18 protein-coding genes and 1 other annotated feature are annotated in these 18,678 nt (G+C 52.6%); of the genes, 9 read left to right on the forward strand and 9 right to left on the reverse strand.

The window, feature by feature from the left end:
* Positions 1-2: 2 nt before the first annotated feature.
* The 4 genes from hisB to hisG are packed head-to-tail and all read right to left on the reverse strand — an operon-like array spanning position 3 to position 4,415.
* Positions 3-1,070, reverse strand: a complete 1,068-nt coding sequence (hisB, locus tag CFF01_RS08220; RefSeq protein WP_088904476.1) for a bifunctional histidinol-phosphatase/imidazoleglycerol-phosphate dehydratase HisB — start codon at positions 1,068-1,070, stop codon at positions 3-5.
* Positions 1,071-1,107: 37 nt separating this feature from the next.
* Positions 1,108-2,190 carry a histidinol-phosphate transaminase gene (gene hisC, locus CFF01_RS08225; RefSeq protein WP_232479526.1) on the reverse strand — a complete coding sequence of 361 codons (1,083 nt, stop codon included), beginning with the start codon at positions 2,188-2,190 and terminating at the stop codon, positions 1,108-1,110.
* A gap of 1 nt (position 2,191) precedes the next feature.
* Positions 2,192-3,493 carry a histidinol dehydrogenase gene (gene hisD, locus CFF01_RS08230; protein ID WP_088904478.1) on the reverse strand — a complete coding sequence of 434 codons (1,302 nt, stop codon included), beginning with the start codon at positions 3,491-3,493 and terminating at the stop codon, positions 2,192-2,194.
* A 22-nt stretch (positions 3,494-3,515) separates the two neighbouring features.
* Positions 3,516-4,415, reverse strand: coding sequence for an ATP phosphoribosyltransferase (hisG, locus tag CFF01_RS08235; protein WP_033539254.1), 900 nt, complete (start codon positions 4,413-4,415; stop codon positions 3,516-3,518).
* A gap of 68 nt (positions 4,416-4,483) precedes the next feature.
* Positions 4,484-4,604, reverse strand: a sequence feature (His leader region).
* 261 nt (positions 4,605-4,865) lie between these two features.
* On the opposite strand from hisG, the gene CFF01_RS08240 reads away from it, so the two are divergent.
* Positions 4,866-6,791: an ATP-dependent DNA helicase gene (locus CFF01_RS08240; RefSeq protein ID WP_088904479.1), complete on the forward strand. Its 1,926-nt coding sequence runs from the start codon at positions 4,866-4,868 to the stop codon at positions 6,789-6,791.
* 35 nt (positions 6,792-6,826) lie between these two features.
* On the opposite strand, the gene CFF01_RS08245 is transcribed toward CFF01_RS08240, so the two are convergent.
* On the reverse strand, positions 6,827-8,128 hold the full coding sequence (locus tag CFF01_RS08245; RefSeq protein WP_088904480.1) for an NAD(P)/FAD-dependent oxidoreductase: 1,302 nt from the start codon (positions 8,126-8,128) through the stop codon (positions 6,827-6,829).
* Positions 8,125-9,117: a DMT family transporter gene (locus CFF01_RS08250; RefSeq protein ID WP_232479527.1), complete on the reverse strand. Its 993-nt coding sequence runs from the start codon at positions 9,115-9,117 to the stop codon at positions 8,125-8,127. Before CFF01_RS08250 ends, CFF01_RS08245 begins: the two co-directional genes overlap by 4 nt.
* 438 nt (positions 9,118-9,555) lie before the next feature.
* Between CFF01_RS08250 and tsaB the strand changes: the two genes are divergently transcribed.
* The 7 genes from tsaB (at position 9,556) to rnd (ending at position 16,397) form a co-directional block, all read left to right on the forward strand.
* Positions 9,556-10,269 carry a tRNA (adenosine(37)-N6)-threonylcarbamoyltransferase complex dimerization subunit type 1 TsaB gene (gene tsaB, locus CFF01_RS08255; RefSeq protein ID WP_088904481.1) on the forward strand — a complete coding sequence of 238 codons (714 nt, stop codon included), beginning with the start codon at positions 9,556-9,558 and terminating at the stop codon, positions 10,267-10,269.
* Positions 10,270-10,332: 63 nt separating this feature from the next.
* Positions 10,333-10,704, forward strand: coding sequence for a hypothetical protein (locus CFF01_RS08260; protein ID WP_088904482.1), 372 nt, complete (start codon positions 10,333-10,335; stop codon positions 10,702-10,704).
* A 93-nt stretch (positions 10,705-10,797) separates the two neighbouring features.
* A complete protein-coding gene (locus CFF01_RS08265) occupies positions 10,798-11,499 on the forward strand; it encodes a M50 family metallopeptidase (RefSeq protein ID WP_088904483.1) in 702 nt (233 codons plus the stop codon).
* Positions 11,500-11,581: 82 nt separating this feature from the next.
* The gene (locus tag CFF01_RS08270; protein WP_088904484.1) at positions 11,582-12,442 is read left to right on the forward strand and encodes a class I SAM-dependent methyltransferase; all 861 of its coding nucleotides are present in this window, start codon (positions 11,582-11,584) and stop codon (positions 12,440-12,442) included.
* On the forward strand, positions 12,442-13,329 hold the full coding sequence (locus tag CFF01_RS08275) for an alpha/beta fold hydrolase (protein WP_088904485.1): 888 nt from the start codon (positions 12,442-12,444) through the stop codon (positions 13,327-13,329). Before CFF01_RS08270 ends, CFF01_RS08275 begins: the two co-directional genes overlap by 1 nt.
* Before the next feature lie 198 nt (positions 13,330-13,527).
* A complete protein-coding gene (gene fadD / locus CFF01_RS08280; RefSeq protein WP_033539259.1) occupies positions 13,528-15,201 on the forward strand; it encodes a long-chain-fatty-acid--CoA ligase FadD in 1,674 nt (557 codons plus the stop codon).
* An 89-nt stretch (positions 15,202-15,290) separates the two neighbouring features.
* Positions 15,291-16,397, forward strand: a complete 1,107-nt coding sequence (rnd, locus tag CFF01_RS08285; RefSeq protein WP_088904486.1) for a ribonuclease D — start codon at positions 15,291-15,293, stop codon at positions 16,395-16,397.
* 95 nt (positions 16,398-16,492) lie between these two features.
* On the opposite strand, the gene minE is transcribed toward rnd, so the two are convergent.
* From minE to minC, 3 genes are read right to left on the reverse strand one after another with little or no spacing between them, the layout of a single operon-like run.
* Positions 16,493-16,750 carry a cell division topological specificity factor MinE gene (gene minE / locus CFF01_RS08290; RefSeq protein ID WP_033539261.1) on the reverse strand — a complete coding sequence of 86 codons (258 nt, stop codon included), beginning with the start codon at positions 16,748-16,750 and terminating at the stop codon, positions 16,493-16,495.
* A 2-nt stretch (positions 16,751-16,752) separates the two neighbouring features.
* Positions 16,753-17,562 carry a septum site-determining protein MinD gene (gene minD, locus CFF01_RS08295; RefSeq protein WP_088904487.1) on the reverse strand — a complete coding sequence of 270 codons (810 nt, stop codon included), beginning with the start codon at positions 17,560-17,562 and terminating at the stop codon, positions 16,753-16,755.
* Positions 17,563-17,586: 24 nt separating this feature from the next.
* Positions 17,587-18,252 (reverse strand): septum site-determining protein MinC, encoded by a 666-nt coding sequence (minC, locus tag CFF01_RS08300; protein WP_033539263.1) that lies wholly within the window; start codon positions 18,250-18,252, stop codon positions 17,587-17,589.
* Between the two features lie 126 nt (positions 18,253-18,378).
* Here minC and CFF01_RS08305 point away from each other — a divergent pair, with 126 nt between their 5' ends.
* Positions 18,379-18,660: a YcgL domain-containing protein gene (locus CFF01_RS08305; RefSeq protein WP_033539264.1), complete on the forward strand. Its 282-nt coding sequence runs from the start codon at positions 18,379-18,381 to the stop codon at positions 18,658-18,660.
* Positions 18,661-18,678 lie beyond the last annotated feature (18 nt).

An 18,678-nucleotide genomic window follows, 5' to 3' on the forward strand; every position in this document is an offset into this window, starting at 1 on the left:
GGTTATAACACCCCTTTACTGGATGGCAGGGCATCGCCCTCAATCTTCACCGCTTGGCGCAATGTACGGCCCAGGACCTTAAACAGGCTTTCCACCTTGTGATGATCATTGTCTCCCTGCGTCGAGAGGTGCAGGGTGCAGCGTAGCCCATCGGCGAAGGAGCGGAAGAAGTGTGGCACCATTTCGGTGGCCATCTCGCCGACCATCTCGCGCTCAAATTGGCCTTCAAATTTAATGAAGGGGCGACCTGATAGGTCCAGTAAACAACTGGCGCTGGCTTCATCCATAGGGATGTTAAAGCCAAAGCGGGCGATGCCGCGCTTGTCGCCCAGCGCCTGTCTGAGAGCGTCACCTATGGCCAGCGCCGTATCTTCGACGCTGTGATGATCGTCTATCTCAAGATCGCCATCGACCTTCACATCCATCTTGAAATTACCGTGGGTAGCAATTTGATCTAACATGTGGTCGAAGAAACCTATGCCGGTATTGATGGCGCTTTTCTGCTGACTGTCGAGATCCACTGTCACCTTAATATCGGTTTCCTTGGTGGTGCGCACGACGGTCGCGATGCGGTTGCCCCCAAGCAGTTGTTCGGCAATGGCATCCCAATTCAAGGATTCGCGATTGTACTGTATACCCGTTATGCCCATGGCTTCGGCGAGGCCAAGATCTGTCTCTCTGTCACCAATGACTGCCGATTGAGTAAAGTCGACCCGTCCCTCGGTGAGGTAGGATTTGACCAGGCCAAGTTTGGGCTTGCGGCAGCTGCAGTTTTCGTCGTCGAAGTGCGGGCAGATGAGCACCTCATCAAACTTTACGCCCTGACTGTTGAAGATCTGCATCATCATATCTTGCGGCGCATCGAAATCATCCTTGGGAAATGAGGGGGTGCCCAGGCCATCTTGATTACTGACCATCACCAGTCGATAGCCTGCAGCTTGCAACTTGAGTAGCGCCGGGATCACCTGAGGTTCAAACACCAACTTGGCCAGGCTGTCTACTTGCTTGTCGGTAACCGGCTCTTCGATCAGTGTGCCATCGCGGTCGATAAAGAGGATTTTCTGTTTCATCGTTGTTCTACCTTAAATGCTATTTATTCTTTTCTGGTTACACTGCAGGCGCGAGTAGGGCGATTAGCGTGTCGGTTTGGGCGTCGCTGGTAAAGCTAAAGCGGATCGCATCGGCCAGGGCCGGGTCTTTGTAAGCGCGGGCTACCACGCCAGCCTGTTTAAGCCGCGCTTGTACCTCACTGACCTGAGTCTCGTTTCCTTGACAGCTGCCTTGGTCACCAAAGTAGGCCAGCACAAAGTTGCCATAGGCGGGCAGGACGCGCGCGCCGGCGGCGGTTAAGGCATTAGCGAGTCGTTGACCATTGGCTTTGAGCTGCGCCACCTGGGTTTGCATCTTTGCGATCCCTTGCTCGCTTAGTGCGTCAATGGCGAGTTTGGCGACCGGCAGCGGCACTGGGTAGGGGGCAATTACCCGCATCACCATCTCAATGACCTTAGGGTTTGCCAGCATAAAGCCGCAGCGGGCGCCAGCCAGAGCAAAGGCTTTTGACAGGGTGCGCAGCACCACCAGGTTGTCATACTTATCGAGCAGACTTGCCATGCTGTAGTTGGGACAAAACTCGATATAGGCCTCATCGACGACCACCAGAGTTTCGGGCAGCGCCGCTACAACAGTCTCTATTATTTGCGGGGCTATGACTGTGCCGGTTGGGTTATTGGGATTGCAGATAAACACCAGCTTGGCGTCGCCGACCTGACTGCCAAGCTCTGTTGGCAGCTGATATTCACTGTTTAAGCGCAGCGCCTTGACGCCGACGTTAAAGGTCTGGGCACTGATGGCATACATGCCATAGGTGGGGCCAAAGCAGGCGATACTGTCGCGCCCAGGGATACAAAAGGTGCGGATCAGCAACTCTATCGCTTCATCGGCGCCGCGACTGCTGAGCACCTGTTGATTACTTACGCCCGCATACTCTGCGTAGCGCTGAATAAGCTCAGGTGGCTGGCACTCTGGGTAACGATTCAAGCCCTCTATGTCGCTGTTATTAAAAGGCGACTCGTTGGCATTGATCCAAATTTGTCCCTCTCCGCCGATGCGGCGGGCCGATTGGTAGGGCTCGAGGGTCAACAGCTCGGGTCTCGCGAGGCGCTCGGCAAGAGACAGATTTTTTATACTCATCTTATTTCTCCTCGCTAGCCAGCGACGCAAGGCGCACGGCAATGGCATTTCTGTGGGCGTCGAGCTGCTCAGCACTGGCCAGTGTCATCACACATTGGCCTAAGCCCAGTAAGCCTTCGGCGCTGAGTTCCTGCACCGTGAAGCGGCGACAAAAATCAGCTAATGACAAACTTGAGACGGCGCGGCTGTAGCCATAGGTCGGCAGCACATGGTTGGTACCGCTGGCGTAATCGCCAACAGACTCTGGCGTGTAGGCGCCGAGAAACACAGAGCCGGCGGCGCGAATATTGTTAAGTATCTGCCGTGGGGCGTGGGTTTGAATGATCAAGTGTTCAGGGCCATAGAGGTTGGAAACCTCGGCGGCCTGGGCCATATCCTTAACCAGCAGAGTGCGACTGGCGCTGAGGGCCTGGGTGGCAATATCAACCCTTGGTAACTTGGCCAGCTGCTCAACAAGGCTTAGGTTGACGGCGTCTGCCAATGCTTGGCTGTCGGTCACCAGCATCACCTGAGAATCTGGGCCGTGCTCGGCCTGGGAGAGCAGATCGGCGGCGATAAAGTCGGGGTTCGCGGCGCTGTCTGCGATCACCAACACCTCTGAGGGGCCGGCGGGCATGTCGATGCTGACCACGGTGCGACTGTCCTGGGCCACCAGGCGTTTAGCTTCGGTAACATAACGATTACCGGGACCGAAGATCTTATCTACGGCAGGCACTGACTCTGTGCCAAGCGCCAGAGCAGCGATCGCCTGTGCACCACCAATTTGATAGATGTCAGTAATGCCACAGGTTTTGGCGGCGTAGACGATGGCATCATCGATTGGCGGTGGGCTGACCAATACCCGCTGCTGACAACCGGCTATCTTGGCGGGTAGGGCCAGCATTAGCACGGTAGAGATCAGCGGCGCGCTGCCACCAGGGATATAGAGGCCGACCTTTTCAATAGGCTCGCTTCGCAGCTCACAGCGCACCCCGCCTTGGGTCTCAAGATCGATGGCTTTAAACGCCTGGGCTTGGTGAAAGGTTTCTATGTTCGCCTTGGCCTGTTCGATGGCAGCCTTTATCTGCTCATCGACTTTAGCGGCAGCGGCTTCAATCGCCTCATCGCTAAGGCGCAGGGTGTCGAGGGTCACCTTATCGAACTGCTCAGAGAAAGCTTTTAGCGCAGTGTCGCCCTGACTTGCCACCTGATCGATGATCCCCTTGACCTGCAGCTCAAGATTGGTATCGCCAATCAGGGGCGAGCGGGACAGGGCTTGGCGTTTGGCGTCGTTATCGAGTGCCTGCCAGTCGAGGCACTGCATTACGGTTTGTGTCGTCATAAGATCAACCCATCATCTTTTCGATTGGCATCACCAGAATCGAGCTGGCACCCAGTTGTGTTAAGGCCTCCATGGTATCCCAGAAGAGGTCTTCACTGCTGACGGCGTGAATCGCTACGCGGTTGGTGTCATCGTTCAGTGGCAGTACGGTCGGGTTCTCGGCGCCGGGCAGTAGGGCGACTATTTGATCCAGTGTTTCGGTTGGGGCGTGTAGCAGGATATATTTGCTCTCCTTGGCACGTACCACACCGTTGATGCGAGAGAGAATTTTATCGATGAGCGCCTGTTTGGCCTCGCTCTGCTCCTGAGTCGATTGGATGATGCAGGCCATGGAGCGATAGATCACTTCGGTTTCATACAGACCATTGGCTTCCAGTGTCGCGCCGGTGGAGACCAGATCGCAGATGCCGTCAGCCAGACCCGCACGAGGAGCGACTTCGACCGATCCTTTGAGCATACAGTCACGATAGCTGATCCCTTTCTCCTGCATGTAACGGCGCAGCAGGTTAGGGTAGGAGGTGGCGATGCGCAGTCCCTCGAGTGAACCTGCGTCCTGGTAAGCAAATTCGGTCGGTACGGCCAGTGACAGACGGCAGGCACCGAAGTCCAGCTGGCGTAGCTTGAGGCACTCGCTGGGTTTGTTCAGGGTTTGACGCTCGATCTGTTCCTCTTCGAGCACGTTCTCGCCTATGATGCCAAGGTCAACTACGCCATCCATCACCAGGCCAGGAATGTCGTCGTCACGGACCCTTAAAAGGTCGATAGGCATGTTGTCAGAGTGGGCGATGAGGCGCTGTTCGTTGACGTTAAACTTGATACCGCAGCTCTTGAGTAGTTTCTGCGATTCTTTTGACAGGCGGCCGGATTTTTGAATGGCGATGCGTAATCGGTTTGACTCTGACATTGGATGATTCCTCATTTGTTGATTCAGTAAAATTGTTTAAATCTTTTTAAAACAAAATCTTAAGCTAGAAACTAAAAACCCCCGGAATTCCTTCCAGGGGTTTTAGATCGCTATTGAATCAACCGCCAGAAGGAAATAGTCCTCCGGCAGTAAGCATCCGAAGGCTACCGCATATGATGGTGATGATGGATAGTATTCAAACGCTGTGTCATGTTCTGTCTTCTCTCGCTGTGTGCGTATCTGCTTGGCAGCTTGTCTGCCCTAAGTTGTATTTAAACTAATCAAGTTTGCCTGGGTATGCAAGCGCTAATTTGTGTGGGTTGAAAATTATTCAACTAAGCCTATGCCGTCGCACTGAGAATCTCTGCTAATGCCTAAACATTTTGTGGCTTGTGCTGGTTACGAAAATACGCATAATGCCTGAATGAATTTACAAAGCGTATCCCTTCGTTGAACAAGCAACTGACTCAGGACGTACAGCAGGTATTTGCCCAAGATGGTAGCCTAAGCCGTCATATCGGCGGCTACAGTTGTCGTGTCCAACAGCAAACGATGGCCACTCAGGTCAGCGAGGCGCTGTTAAAGGGAGAGAACCTGGTGGTCGAGGCTGGCACAGGGGTGGGTAAGACCTATGCCTATCTGGTGCCGGCGCTGCTCAGTGGCAAGCAGATCATCGTCAGTACCGGCAGTAAAAACCTGCAGGAGCAGCTGTTTTTTAAAGATCTGCCCGCATTGCTGAATATCCTGGGGATCCGTCCTAAGGTGGCGCTGCTTAAGGGGCGCAGTAACTATCTTTGTCAGCACTTGATGGAGAAGCAGCTGGGTGGTGTCGAGGTCAACGACGGTAAGATCCTCGACGATCTGCTGCGTATCAATCAGTGGGCCGGGCAAACCGTCGATGGTGATATCGGCAGTCTCTATTCGGTGACCGAAAATTCCCCCGCCATTCCTTTGGTGGTGAGCAGTAAAGAATCCTGTATTGGCAAGGCCTGCGGCCATTATGAGGCCTGCTTTACCCGCAAGGCCCGCGCCAAGGCGTTGGATGCCAAGATCATAGTAGTAAACCATCACCTGTTTTTTGCCGACCGTATCTTAAAAGAGACAGGCTTTGCCGAGCTGTTGCCAGACAGCGATGTCGTTGTCTTCGATGAGGCGCATCTCTTACCCGATATTGCGGTGACCTACTTTGGTCAGCAGCTGAGCTGCAAGAGCCTGATGAAGTTGCTGGAGCGCTTTGGCGACTTGTATCGCACCGAGATGGCCGACTCGCCGCAGATCGGCGTCATGAGCAGTCGTTGCCAGGTGATGCTATCGAGTTGGCAGCAGCAGATGTTTGCCAGCGAGCAGAGCGACTGGCGCATGCTACTCGGTGACAAAGCTTTGATGCAGTCCTCCTGGGCCTTAGTGGCTGAGCTAAGCGCCTATCGCACTTTGCTGCTGGGCTATCTTGGCCGTAACGAGGCCTTTGACGATGGCGTCGAAAAATTCGATGCGCTGCTCAGCAAGTTAACCGTGTTTATTCAATGCGATAACCCTAATAGTGCCTATAGCGTCGATTATGGCTATCAGCACCTGACGCTGCGGATCTCGCCCATTAAGGTCGCCAAAGAGTGCCAGTCACTGTTCAGCCCTGATGTCAGCTGGATCTTTACCTCGGCCACCTTGCAGATCAACCGTGATCTATCACTGTTTACAAACTCCCTGGGACTGGGGTCGGCTAAGACCGCGATCCTCGACAGTCCGTTCGATTATGCCCATCAGTCGCTGTTTTGTGTGCCGCGCCATCTGGCGGCGGTGGCCAGCCAGGAGCGGGCGGCTAAGCAGCTGGTAGAGGTAGCCGTTAAGGCGATTAACGCGGCCAAGGGTCGCACCTTTATGCTGTTTACCAGCCACCGTATGCTTAATCTGGTGGCAAGCATGTTAAGTACCAGAGTCGACTATCCCTTGTTGGTGCAGGGGCAGGCGGGCAAGCAAACCCTGCTGAAAAAATACCGCCAACTGGGCAATGCCGTGCTACTCGGCACTGGTGCCTTCTGGGAGGGCGTGGATGTGCGCGGTAAGCTATTGAGCTGCGTTATCATAGACAAGCTGCCCTTCGTGTCGCCGGACGACAACCTCTATAAGGCCAGAGCCGATGGGGTGCAGCGTGAGGGCAAAGATCCCTTTATGGCCTTGGCGCTGCCCCAGGCGGTGATTTCGCTCAATCAGGGCGTTGGCCGCCTCATTCGCGATGAGAAAGACAGGGGCGTATTGATTTTGTGCGACAACCGCATCGTCAATCGCCCCTATGGTCAGGCCTTTATCAACTCCTTGCCGCCCATGCATCGCACCCGGGATCTCGACCGGGCGGTGAACTTTCTTCAAACGATTGACTAGCCAAAGACTAGCCATAGATTAGCGCCAGGCACTGTTTAGTGCAGCTTCATGCGTGGGCGCACCACCCGCATCATCTTCTCTACCAACCAGAGCGCCATGGTTTTAGGCAGGCCGTGAATGGCTTTCTGATGCATGCGATAGAGGGAGATATACATAAAGCGGGCAATTTTACCCTCGACAAACATGCTGTCTTTGGTGAGGTTGCCCATCAGGCTGCCGACGGTACTAAAACGTGACAGATTGACCAGGGAGCCGTGGTCGACATACTCGTAATCGCTAAGGGGGAGCCCTTTGAACCGATTGAGAATATTGCGCTCGACACACTGGGCCATCTGATGGGCCGACTGTGCCCTGGGCGGCACGAAGCTGCCATCGGCCTGCTCACAGGCGCAGCAATCACCGATAACAAAGAGATCCTCATGCCCTTGGGCCTGCAAGGTCGGGCGGACCTGCACCTGATTGGCGCGGTTGAGGTTAAGTCCATCTATTTGCTTGATAAAATCAGGCGCCTTCACACCAGCGGCCCACAGCATCAAGTTAGCCTCGATAAGCTCACCCTCTGAGGTGACAAATCCCTTTGCATTGGCCTGTTCGATACGGGTATTTTGCCGCACAGACACGCCAAGTTTAGTCAGTTCCCGTGTCGCCGAGGCGGCGATACGCTCCGGCAGGGCTGGCAAGATCCGCGGGCCAGCCTCAATCAAGGTGATGGCCAGCCTATCGGCGGTCATCTTATTCAGACCATAGGTTTTAAGCAGATCCGTGACATGGTAGAGCTCCGCCGAGAGTTCCACGCCGGTTGCGCCGCCGCCAACGATGGCGATATTGAGCTTTTGCTGCTCCTCGGATTGATGCATGCGGGTGAAGCTGTCGAGCAGGGCATTATGAAAACGATTTGCCTGATTGTGGGAGTCGAGAAAGAAGCAGTGCTCTTTGACGCCCGGTGTACCAAAGTCGTTGCTGACGCTGCCCACGGCCAAGACCAGGGTGTCATAACGGAGCTGGCGCGCCGGTAGCAAGGCTTCTCCCTTATCATTAGTGATGGCGCTGAGCATCAACTGTTTGTTGTCGAGATCCAAATCTGTCAGTTCGCCCAGTTGAAACTGGTAACCATGTTTTACCGCATGGGCAGAGTAGACCACACCGTCAAGATCGGCATCGAGTGAACCTGTAGCGACTTCATGGAGCAGCGGCTTCCAGATATGAGTGCGGTTTTTATCGATCAGCAGGATCTCGGCTTTCTGCTTCTTGCCCAGCTTTTGCCCTAGTTGGGTGGCCAGACCGAGTCCGCCGGCGCCACCGCCGACTATCACTATCCTAGGTATTGGGGTACTCATTTTGCTGTCCTTTTAAATGAAGTGAGTTGGGTTGGCCTCTGCCGAGTCTGGAGCAGACCTGCGATGATGATGAGGCCGCAACCGATTAATTGGCTCATTGATAGATGCTCGGCAAACAGGCTCCAGCCTAATATGACCACAGTGACGGGCTCGATATAGGCCAAGGTGCCAAAAGTGGCTGCCGGCAGAAGTCTGAGGGCTTTTACGGCGAATAAGATGGCGAGAAATCCGGGGAAGATACCGATAAGCGCGAGCCAAAACCACTGGTTAGCCGTCGGCACTACAGCCTGATGCAGGGCGAAGGGCAGTAGACAGAGGGCACCAAAGATCAATTGAATCAGCGTGCTCTGGTAAGGGCTTGCGCTGGCAGGGCGGCGGTTAATCAGCATAAAACCGCTGTAACTCAGCAGGGCCAGCAGGGCAAAACCATAGCCCTTGAGCTCTTCTGGCTGACCTGAAAGACTGTCGATACTTGGCAAGATCGCCATCACGCCGATAAGAGCCAGGCCAATAGCCAACAAAGCTTGCTGATGCAGGCGTTCGTGAAAGTAAAAGTGGGCGCCGATGGCGCTGACTAAGGGGGCGAGGTAGATCACCATCACCGCATTGGCCATATTGATATAGCCGATTGATTGGACATAGAACACCATGAAACCGGCCAATAGGGCGCCGTTTAAAAGATGTCGCTTGCTTGGTTTGTGCCATATTTGCCCGCCTTTACCTGTAACAAGCATATAAAGCAGCAGGCAGAGGGCGCCAATTAAGAGGCGATAAAAGGTGATGACGCTGGCATCGAGGGCCGTCTGTCTCGCTAGCGCGCCAATGGTGCCCATTAAGATGGCCGAGCCAAGGGCCATCATAATCGCTTGAGATGGTAACTGGCTCGCGGGCTGGCTTGTCGAATGTGTCCGTGCCTGAGTGTGCAATTCAAAGATCCTTGGTTTAGGTGCCATCGCCTGTAGGTTATTAGGTAAAGCGCCCTTAAGCACTAGCACTCCTTAAGCACTAGAACCCTTAAGCACTAGCACCCGTGAAACATTGCCATCTGTTTGAAAGACGGCCTAAAAATTGCCTCGAAATTAGGCTCGGCAACTGGCTCAGAATGAGCCCTATGGTATAGGGTTTAGTTAAAAGAGAAAACGGCTTTTTCAGTTAATGGCCGATTGACTGATTGAGGTGTAAGTCGCCGGTTTAGTGGCTGGCTTAGTGGCAGGCTTAGTGGCTTGCTTAGTGGTTTGAGGCGCCGAGTCACCCCTGGCAAAATTCGCTGGAATATCCGCTCATTGGCCGGGAATTAAGGCTATACCTTAGTGGGTTTTACGCTATAATCGGCGCCATTCATCTTATATATTTGTTGGCTTAGCCCGTGATCTTGTTTTTTAACGATCATGCTGGTCTCCAGCCACTATTGATTTGGTTAGATTTGCATGCCTGAAATTAACGATATTTCCGCCCCCATGAGCATACTTGCCCTGGATACCTGCACCGAGTCTTGTTCGGTTGCGCTTGCGTATCAGGGAAGCATCTTTGCCCGTCAGGCCGACGCGCCCCGGGAGCATAGCCAGCGTTTGCTGCCTATGGTGCAAGAGGTGCTGGAAGAAGCGGGTATAGGTTTGAGTGAGGTGGATGTGATCGCCTATGGTCGTGGTCCAGGCAGCTTTACCGGTATTCGTATCTGTACCTCCATGACCCAAGGTTTGGCCCTGGGACAAGACCTGCCGGTGGTGGGGATCTCGACCTTGGCAGCCATGGCCCAAGCTGCTATTGAAGTGAAAGGGGCTACGCAAGTCGCCACCGCTATCGATGCGCGCATGGGGGAGATCTATTGGGGCGAATATCAGGCGGTAGATGGTCTGGCATGCTTGGTGGGTGAAGAGCGCGTTTGCCCGCCAACTGAGCTTGAGAGTCAGTTAGATCTGAGCTTGTCGGTGTCGGCCTGCGGCACAGGTTTTGATGCGTATCCTGAACTGCTTAAGCAAGAGATGACCTTGGTTGAGGAAGCTAAGTTTCCAATCGCGCGCTATATGTTGCCACTGGCTGAAGCCGCGGTGAAAGCCGGACAGGCGACAGATGTCGATCAGCTGCAACCTGTTTATCTGCGCGATACCGTAACCTGGAAAAAACTTCCCGGCCGCGAGTGATCTGGTATAGGCTAAATAAGAAGATGTGTGCGCTGATCCTATGAGGCTAAAGGGAGATAATTGATGCAACTGCCGCCAGCTAGTCTGTTACCTGGGCTCTCTTCGAGCGCGTCAGCCATTAGCGATGCCATCGCGGTGCAAACTCGTGTGGGCTCAACCCGACCCAGCGCAGATGTCATCGACGTTACACCTGTTCAATCAAGTCAGTCATCAGCCTCACAAGCAGGCCCGCGGGCAAACCTTGTCGATGATGCAACAGAGCGAAGCAGTAGCGCTCTGATGGCCAACGAGTTAAGCGACCGGCTCAGCGCCAAGCTTGAATATGATCAAAACACCCAGACCAGCCGCGGCGCCATAGGTCAATATCTTATGCACCAGCACGCCGCGCAGCGTGACGCCATCTCTCAGATGGTGGGTATCGATACCTACGTATGATCTGTGAGCTTGGCGGAGATCGCCAGGCGCTGTTTCTCGCCACGTTGCAGAGTGACGTGACACGCGACCAACCAAAAGGACGGGTTATCCACTATGGGTTTTTCTATTAGCTCCCCAGCATCCAAGGCCGGAGTGCCCAGCCGTAGTCTGTTTATGATTGAGCTGTTGCTCGCATTGGCGTTGACGCGAATTCCCTATTTGAGTGTGCCTTTTAAATGGCTCGAGAGCTATTTTCATGAGGCGTCCCATGCACTGGCTACGCTTTTGTCTGGCGGCTTGGTGAGTCATATTGAGCTCTATCCCAATGGCGCGGGCTTATGTGTCAGCCAAGGGGGTTGGCCTGTGCTGATCGGCTTTGCCGGTTATTTCGGCGCCTCGCTTTGGGGCTTGCTTATCTTTCATCTGGCGACCTGGGCCCGTGGCATACGTCTCAGCTTTAGTTTTCTCGGTTTAATGGTGGCGCTCAGCATACTCTTTTGGGGGCGAGATCTGTTAACCATCTTTATATTGTTTGTGCTGTCGCTACTGTTTTTCTTGCCACTCAAACTGAGCCAAAGTCCGATTCTCACCTTTAGCTTACGTGTGATGGCCTTGATGATCATGCTCAATGCATTGGCCAGCCCCACCGTCTTGCTGGGTATGCCGGGTCGCGGCGATGCGGCCATGTTGGCCCAGCAAACCTGGATCCCCGCTTGGATCTGGGTGGGGATCTGGTTGTTATCGAGTTTGGCTATGTTGTGGATCTGTTGGCGCCGAGTCGAACAGGCTAATGCTAAGCGCGAACAAAAAGTGTAACTGACTGTATATTAGGTTTTATTTTAGTGGCTTGGCTGATAGCTTAGGTGCTTTAGCCTTACCTTATTCAGGAAGAGAGAAGATGAAAACCTTTACCTTAGCCGTATCTATCGCCTTAGCCATAGGCCTGCCTGCAACCAGCCTGGCGCACACAGAACAGCCTCAGCAATCACAGCCTACTCAGTCTCATCTGGTGAATCAGCAGATCACCGATGCCTTGAGTAATCCGCTACGAGAGCCCGCAAATCTTGAGCGTGACAAGTATCGTCACCCAGCAGAGACCTTAAGTTTCTTTGGCATTAAGCCGACTGATACTGTGGTTGAACTTTGGCCCGGCGGACGTTGGTATGCCGAGATCTTGGCACCTTATCTTGCCAAAGAGGGGCATTATGTTGCCGCCAATTTTGATGCGAACCCGCCTGCCGAGGTTGAAAGCCCCGCCTATCGTATTCGTCTTGGCAAAGCCCTGGATGCCTGGCTGCAAACTCACAGTGACACTTTGGGCAAGGCGTCAAGCTTGAGCTTTGAACCGCCGCGTTTAAGCGAGTTGGGTGCTGCTAATAGCGCCGATGCCGTGTTGACCTTCAGAAACCTGCATAACTGGGCCAAGGCTGGCGTGCTGGAACAGGTGTTCGATTCGGCTTACCAGGTCTTGAAGCCAGGTGGTACCTTTGGCGTGGTGGAGCACAGAGCAAACCCTGGTATGGATTTAAGTTCTGGGTACATGGTGCAGGATGAGGTGATCGCACTCGCCGAAAAGGCAGGCTTTACCCTGGTGGCCGCGAGTGAAATCAATGCCAATGCCAAGGACACCAAAGATCATCCTAAGGGCGTCTGGACCCTGCCGCCGAGTCTACGTCTGGGCGAGCAGGATAAAGATAAATATCTGGCGATGGGCGAGAGCGATCGCATGACGCTGAAATTTATTAAAAAGCCAAAATAATGAATGATAGCTTAGCCGCGTTATGCAGACCCTGTGGTCAGGGCAATGAGGTGAGTCTTCAGCTGCCCCATATTCGCCTGGGTGGGCGATTATGGGGCGAGCCAGACAAGCCCTTGTTGTTGGCCCTTCATGGCTGGCTTGATAACGCCAACAGCTTCGTGCCCTTAGCCGAGAAGCTGAGCGAGTATCGCTTGCTGGCAATCGATTGGCCCGGGCATGGAACCTCGCAGCACAGACCCGGCGGCTATCCGCTGCACTGGATAGATTACCTTTATGATCTCGAGCAGCTTATCGACGCTATTAGTCGTCATCAGCCTCTGCATGGGGTGATAGGGCACTCCTTGGGGGGCATAGTGGCGTCGGCCTATAGCGCTGCTTTCGGTGAGAAGGCGGCACATTGGGTATTTATTGAGGCCCTGGCACCCCTTTATGAAAGTTCAGATAAAAGCCGTTTACGCTTAAGGCGCAGCTTTGCGGCCCATCAAAGAGCATCGACCATAGCCTCTGCGCCTAAACCCGTTATTTTTGAGGCGGCCGTTAGGGCCAGAGAGAAATTAACCGGGCTTGATTCGTCTTGGTGCCAGCTGATCCTTGAGCGCAACTTACAAAGCCTAGGGGGCAAGTATTTTTGGCGTAGCGATCCCAGGTTAAAACTTGATTCCCCCATGCGGCTCAATTTCGATCATGTCAGCGGTTTGATGCAAGGGCATAACGCTAAGGCACTGGCGATACGCGCCAGTAAAGGCTATCCCCTGGGGGATGGCGTGGCTGAAGCGGCTCATTCTTGGTATCAAAATCTCACTCTGGTGGAACTCGAAGGTGACCACCATCTCCATATGGGCAACAGCACAGAGGTTGCAGCCGAAATTAAGGCATTTTTAGGGTGACAGCCCCTTAGCAATAGATGGTAAAATTACACTAGGATTTTTACTCTAATTGTGTGATGATGTTCAAAATTAAAACGCCCGTATGATTTTTTGGGCGTACCAACAATATTTATAAGTCAGTGTTTAGTTTCTATATTTGAAACCTTAGGTGAATGAATTCATTCACCCTAACTCTGCCTGGGGATTTAGGAGAGACTCGTGGAACAGCTTTGGACGAAAAATTTACCCGATGATGTGCCCGCCATTATAGATGCGCAGCAATATAGCTCGCTTATCGACCTGTTTGAGCGCTCGGTCGCTCAGTATGCCGATCAGCCCGCCTTTGTGAACATGGGAGCAACGCTGACCTATCGTAAACTTGAAGAACGTAGTCGCGCCTTTGCCGCCTATCTGCAAAATGAACTTAAGCTGGAGAAGGGCGATCGCGTGGCGATCATGATGCCTAATCTGCTGCAGTATCCTATCGCACTGTTTGGTGTGTTGCGTGCAGGCTTGGTGGTGGTTAACGTAAACCCTCTTTATACCCCGCGTGAGCTAAAGCATCAGTTGAATGACTCGGGTGCAAAGGCCATCGTTGTGGTCTCTAATTTTGCCAATACCCTTGAGCAGGTGGTAGACCAAACGCCGGTTAAGAGTGTTATTTTGACCGGTCTTGGGGATCTCTTGAGCGCGCCAAAACGCACCTTGGTGAACTTTGTGGTGAAGTACATCAAGAAGATGGTACCTAAATATCATCTGCCCCATGCTATCTCTATGCGCCAATCACTCTCTAAAGGACGCCGTTTGCAGTATGTCAAACCGACCACTAAGAGTGATGATATTGCATTTTTACAATACACAGGCGGTACCACAGGAGTCTCTAAGGGCGCTATGTTGACCCACGGCAATATTGTCAGCAACCTGCTTCAGGCCGATGCGTCCTATTCACCTTTGCTGGAAAACGGCAAAGAGTTTGTGGTGACTGCGCTGCCGCTCTATCACATCTTCGCGTTGACGGTGAACTGTTTGCTCTTCCTTCATAAAGGTGCCAACAACCTGCTGATCACTAACCCTAGGGATATCCCTGCGTTTGTGTCTGAGCTGAAGAAACATCCTTTTACTGCACTGACAGGGGTTAATACCCTGTTTAACGCCTTGGTGAGTTCGGAAGAGTTTAAGACTCTGGATTTCTCCAATCTGAAATTGTCTATCGGTGGTGGCATGGCGGTGCAGCGCGCCGTAGCCGATAAGTGGCAAGGGATCACTAAGACGCGTCTGCTGGAAGGTTATGGCCTGACTGAGGCGTCGCCGCTGCTGACCTGCTGCCCTTATAACTTGGAAGGCTATAACGGTTCAATCGGCTTCCCGGTAGCCAACACAGATATGCAGGTTCGCGACGAGGAGGGCAATGTGCTGCCTCAAGGTGAGACTGGCGAGCTCTTTGCCAAGGGGCCGCAGGTGATGAAAGGTTACTGGCAGCGCCCTGAAGAGACCGCCAAGGTGATCGACAAGGATGGCTACCTGGCTACTGGCGATATTGGCTATATGGATGAGCAGGGCTTTTTCTATATTGTCGATCGCAAGAAAGATATGATCTTGGTATCGGGCTTTAATGTCTTCCCTAATGAGGTTGAAGAGGTTGTCGCCCTGCATCCCAAGGTGGTCGAAGTGGCTGCTGTGGGTGTGCCTCACGAGGTCAGCGGTGAGTTGGTGAAGGTATTTGTGGTTGCTAACGATAAATCTTTGACCGAAGAGCAGGTGATCAAGCACTGTCGTCATCATTTGACGGGATATAAAATTCCTAAGCTGGTAGAATTTAGGGATGAGCTACCTAAGAGTAATGTGGGTAAGATCTTGCGTCGCGAGTTACGCGACGAAGCAAAATCCGCGTAAGTTATTAGGTAATACCCCGCGTAGGGTGACTCAAAGCCGGCATTATGCCGGCTTTTGTGTTCACCGAGACACCGCATTGGAGATGAGATTTGACGTTTCAATATGTAGAGGATGATGCCAGCCTAAGTGAGCTGGTGGCCAAGTATCGTCAGGCCAAGGTCCTGATGCTAGATACCGAATTTGTACGAACCCGTACCTATTATGCCAAGCTCGGGCTGATCCAAGTATATGATGGGCAAACCCTGGCCTTGATCGATCCGGTAGCAGTTAGCGATCTCTCTGCATTTTGGGCCCTGCTTGAGCGAGACGATATGGTGACCGTATTGCACTCATGCAGCGAAGATCTCGAGGTGCTGGCCCGTTACGGGCGTTGTCAGCCTAAGCGCTTATTTGATAGTCAGATTGCTGCGGCGCTGTGCGGCTTTGGCCATGGCATGGGCTATGCCAAATTGGTGGAGCACTGCCTGGGTGTACAGCTGGATAAGGGCGAGTCGCGCACCGATTGGATGAAGCGTCCGCTGAGTGATGCCCAGCTACATTATGCGGCCAATGATGTGGATTACCTGTATCAGCTCTATCCTCAGCTGTTAGAAAAACTCGAGCAGAGCGGCCGTCTCGAATGGCTATTTGAGGAGGGCGAGCGCATGACCCAGGGGCGTTTGGATAGCCCAGATGGTGACAGCGCCTACCTTAAGGTGAAAAATGCCTTCCAGTTAACGCCAAAGCAACTGGCTTACCTTAAGGTACTTGCCAAGTGGCGCCTGCAAAAGGCCCTCGACAGAGACTTAGCTCTGGGCTTTGTGATTAAAGATCATGCCTTGCTGGCACTGGCAAAGAAACAGCCAAAGAGTAGCGGCGAGATCTTCAGAATGACCGAACTGACCGAGCAGGAAAAGCGTATGCACGCTAAGGCGATAGTTGCCGAGTTGGCAAAAGCGGATCTGGATAACCTGCCCGAAGCGATAGATGTGATCGCCCTTAAGCCTGGTTATAAATCGGCATTTAAGGCGATTAAGAATGCGTTGACGCAAGTGGCAGAAAGCAATGAAGTACCAATGGAGCTGGTGGGATCGAAGCGACACATTCATGAATATCTGCAATGGCGCTGGAATGACGGCCAGGGTGACCTACCGCTGGTGCTTCAGGGATGGCGCGGCGCATTGACACAAGACGTGCTTAGCCAAGTAGATTGCTAAACCAGCTAAGCTAAACCGTCTAAGCTAAACCAGTTAAGCTAAACAAAAAGCCCTCATTAAGAGGGCTTTTTACTGTGCGCTTAAGCGTGTAAGACCTACTTTTCTGGCAGGGTGACGTTTAACTCAAGCACCGACAGATTGTCATCGTTCTGATCTATCTGTACCGATACCTGATCGCTGTCTATCTGCACATACTTGCGGATCACCTCGATGATCTCCTGCTTCATTGCAGGAAAATAATCAGGCGCATCGCGCTCGCCACGCTGGTGGGCGACGATGATCTGCAATCTTTCCTTGGCGGTCACCGCAGTTGTTGGCTCTTTTTTCGCTCTGAAGTAATCGAGTAAAGACATAATTAGCTACCAAATATCCTTTTTAAGAATCCTTTTTTCTCTTCGGTGACAAAACGCATCTCAACGTCTTCACCCGTTAAACGTGCTACGGCATCACTGTAGGCCTTACCGGCGTCGCTTTCTTGGTCGATGATCACAGGTACACCAGAGTTAGAGGCTTTTAGCACGGCTTGAGACTCAGGGATCACCCCAAGTAACGGAATGGCCAGGATCTCTTCTACGTCGGCAACGCTAAGCATCTCACCAGTAGCGACACGGGTAGGGGAGTAGCGCGTCAGCAGTAGTAACTCCTTGACCGGCTCAAGTCCCTCTTCGGCGCGCTTAGACTTGCTCTGCAACATGCCTAAGATACGGTCAGAGTCGCGTACCGAGCTGACCTCTGGGTTGGTGGTGACAATTGCGGTATCGGCAAAGTAGAGCGCCATCATGGCGCCAGTTTCAATACCTGCCGGTGAGTCGCAGATGATATATTCGAAGTCCTGCTTAAGATCCTCGAGTACCCGTCCAACGCCCTCTTTGGTCAGCGCGTCTTTGTCTCGGGTTTGGGAAGCGGGTAGCACAAAGAGGTTGCTGGTACGCTTATCTTTGATCAAAGCCTGATTCAGATTGGCTTCGCCGTTAATCACGTTAACAAAATCGTAGACGACGCGGCGCTCGCATCCCATGATGAGATCCAAGTTACGCAGACCGATATCGAAATCGACCACGACTGTCTTATGTCCCTTCAGCGCCAAACCTGTGGCGATGGCCGCACTCGAAGTGGTTTTGCCCACTCCACCTTTTCCTGAGGTGACAACAATAATTTGTGCCATGTTTGTTTCTGTCCTTTTCAATTTTTATAGCGATAGGGCTTCGACGGTAAGGCTGTCACCGTCTAACCGAATACAACCGCTTTTAATCGAGGCATGTGCCTGAAGATTCTCGGTTAACCAATATTGCCCTGCAATGGAGACAAGCTCTGCATCTAAGGTTTGGGCAATGATCACGGCATTCTTATCACCACTGGCACCCGCCATGGCCTTGCCTCTAAGACTACCGTATATGTGTATGCTGCCATCTGCAATCACTTCTGCGCCATTGCCCACAGCGCCGATGATGATGAGATCGCCATTTTTTGCGTAAACCTGCTGACCCGAGCGAATATTTTGCTTCACAATTTTGGTGGTTTTAGGCAATTGCGGCTGAGTCTGGCTCTGCTTGCCCGATTTGATCAGGGCTAAACCAAGGGCTTTGGCTTGGTTGGCAATGGCCGTAGGCGCGCCCGTAATGCCAACAATCACCAGTTGCCTGGAGATCAGCAGATCTTTAAGGCCCGCTAGGTTGTACTCGGGATTGGAAATGGCGCTGAGGTTGACCACCAAAGGAGCACCGATAAAAAACTGCGGTGCAATGGCCAGTTTGCCGTCGAGTTCGCTGGCGACTCGGTCGAGATCTGCATCATTAATATGCAGTACCGATAGCGTAAATGAAGAGCCTTTTAATTCGAGGCTAGGTTTCTGCATTCCTAAACTTGCTCTTGATAAAATTAACCGGCATACGCCGGTTAGATATTATTATAATCCTTGCGCACCATGTTATAGTGTGCGCAATTTGCTGGCAAGTTGAATAGACTGGAAATTTCACCCTATATGATCTGTGCTGTATATAAGAGTCGCATAAAAGCTGATTGCTATCTTTTTGTGGAAAAACGCAACGATTTCGAGCGCGTCCCTGAGCCGTTAATGAAAATGTTCGGCACCCCAGAATTGGTTATGATACTGCCTTTGAACAAGCGTTCGCAGTTGGCCCTTGCCGACATTGAGAAAGTAAAAGTTGAACTCGCCGACAAGGGGTATTATCTTCAATTACCACCACCGCCGGTTAACCTACTCGAAGAGTACAAAAAAGAGATAGGTTATAGCAGAGATTAGTCGCCTATAGGAAAGTGC

The sequence above is a fragment of the Shewanella marisflavi genome, assembly GCF_002215585.1.
In the GTDB taxonomy this organism is placed as follows: Bacteria; Pseudomonadota; Gammaproteobacteria; order Enterobacterales; family Shewanellaceae; genus Shewanella; species Shewanella marisflavi.

Excerpts from the sequence above, each read along its gene's own strand:
- hisB (WP_088904476.1), bottom strand. The coding sequence starts at position 1,070 with ATGAAACAGAAAATCCTCTTTATCGACCGCGATGGCACACTGATCGAA.
- hisC (WP_232479526.1), bottom strand. The coding sequence starts at position 2,190 with ATGAGTATAAAAAATCTGTCTCTTGCCGAGCGCCTCGCGAGACCCGAG.
- hisD (WP_088904478.1), bottom strand. The coding sequence starts at position 3,493 with ATGCAGTGCCTCGACTGGCAGGCACTCGATAACGACGCCAAACGCCAA.
- hisG (WP_033539254.1), bottom strand. The coding sequence starts at position 4,415 with ATGTCAGAGTCAAACCGATTACGCATCGCCATTCAAAAATCCGGCCGC.
- CFF01_RS08245 (WP_088904480.1), bottom strand. The coding sequence starts at position 8,128 with ATGAGTACCCCAATACCTAGGATAGTGATAGTCGGCGGTGGCGCCGGC.
- tsaB (WP_088904481.1), top strand. The coding sequence starts at position 9,556 with ATGCCTGAAATTAACGATATTTCCGCCCCCATGAGCATACTTGCCCTG.
- CFF01_RS08260 (WP_088904482.1), top strand. The coding sequence starts at position 10,333 with ATGCAACTGCCGCCAGCTAGTCTGTTACCTGGGCTCTCTTCGAGCGCG.
- CFF01_RS08265 (WP_088904483.1), top strand. The coding sequence starts at position 10,798 with ATGGGTTTTTCTATTAGCTCCCCAGCATCCAAGGCCGGAGTGCCCAGC.
- CFF01_RS08270 (WP_088904484.1), top strand. The coding sequence starts at position 11,582 with ATGAAAACCTTTACCTTAGCCGTATCTATCGCCTTAGCCATAGGCCTG.
- CFF01_RS08275 (WP_088904485.1), top strand. The coding sequence starts at position 12,442 with ATGAATGATAGCTTAGCCGCGTTATGCAGACCCTGTGGTCAGGGCAAT.
- minE (WP_033539261.1), bottom strand. The coding sequence starts at position 16,750 with ATGTCTTTACTCGATTACTTCAGAGCGAAAAAAGAGCCAACAACTGCG.
- minD (WP_088904487.1), bottom strand. The coding sequence starts at position 17,562 with ATGGCACAAATTATTGTTGTCACCTCAGGAAAAGGTGGAGTGGGCAAA.
- minC (WP_033539263.1), bottom strand. The coding sequence starts at position 18,252 with ATGCAGAAACCTAGCCTCGAATTAAAAGGCTCTTCATTTACGCTATCG.
- CFF01_RS08305 (WP_033539264.1), top strand. The coding sequence starts at position 18,379 with ATGATCTGTGCTGTATATAAGAGTCGCATAAAAGCTGATTGCTATCTT.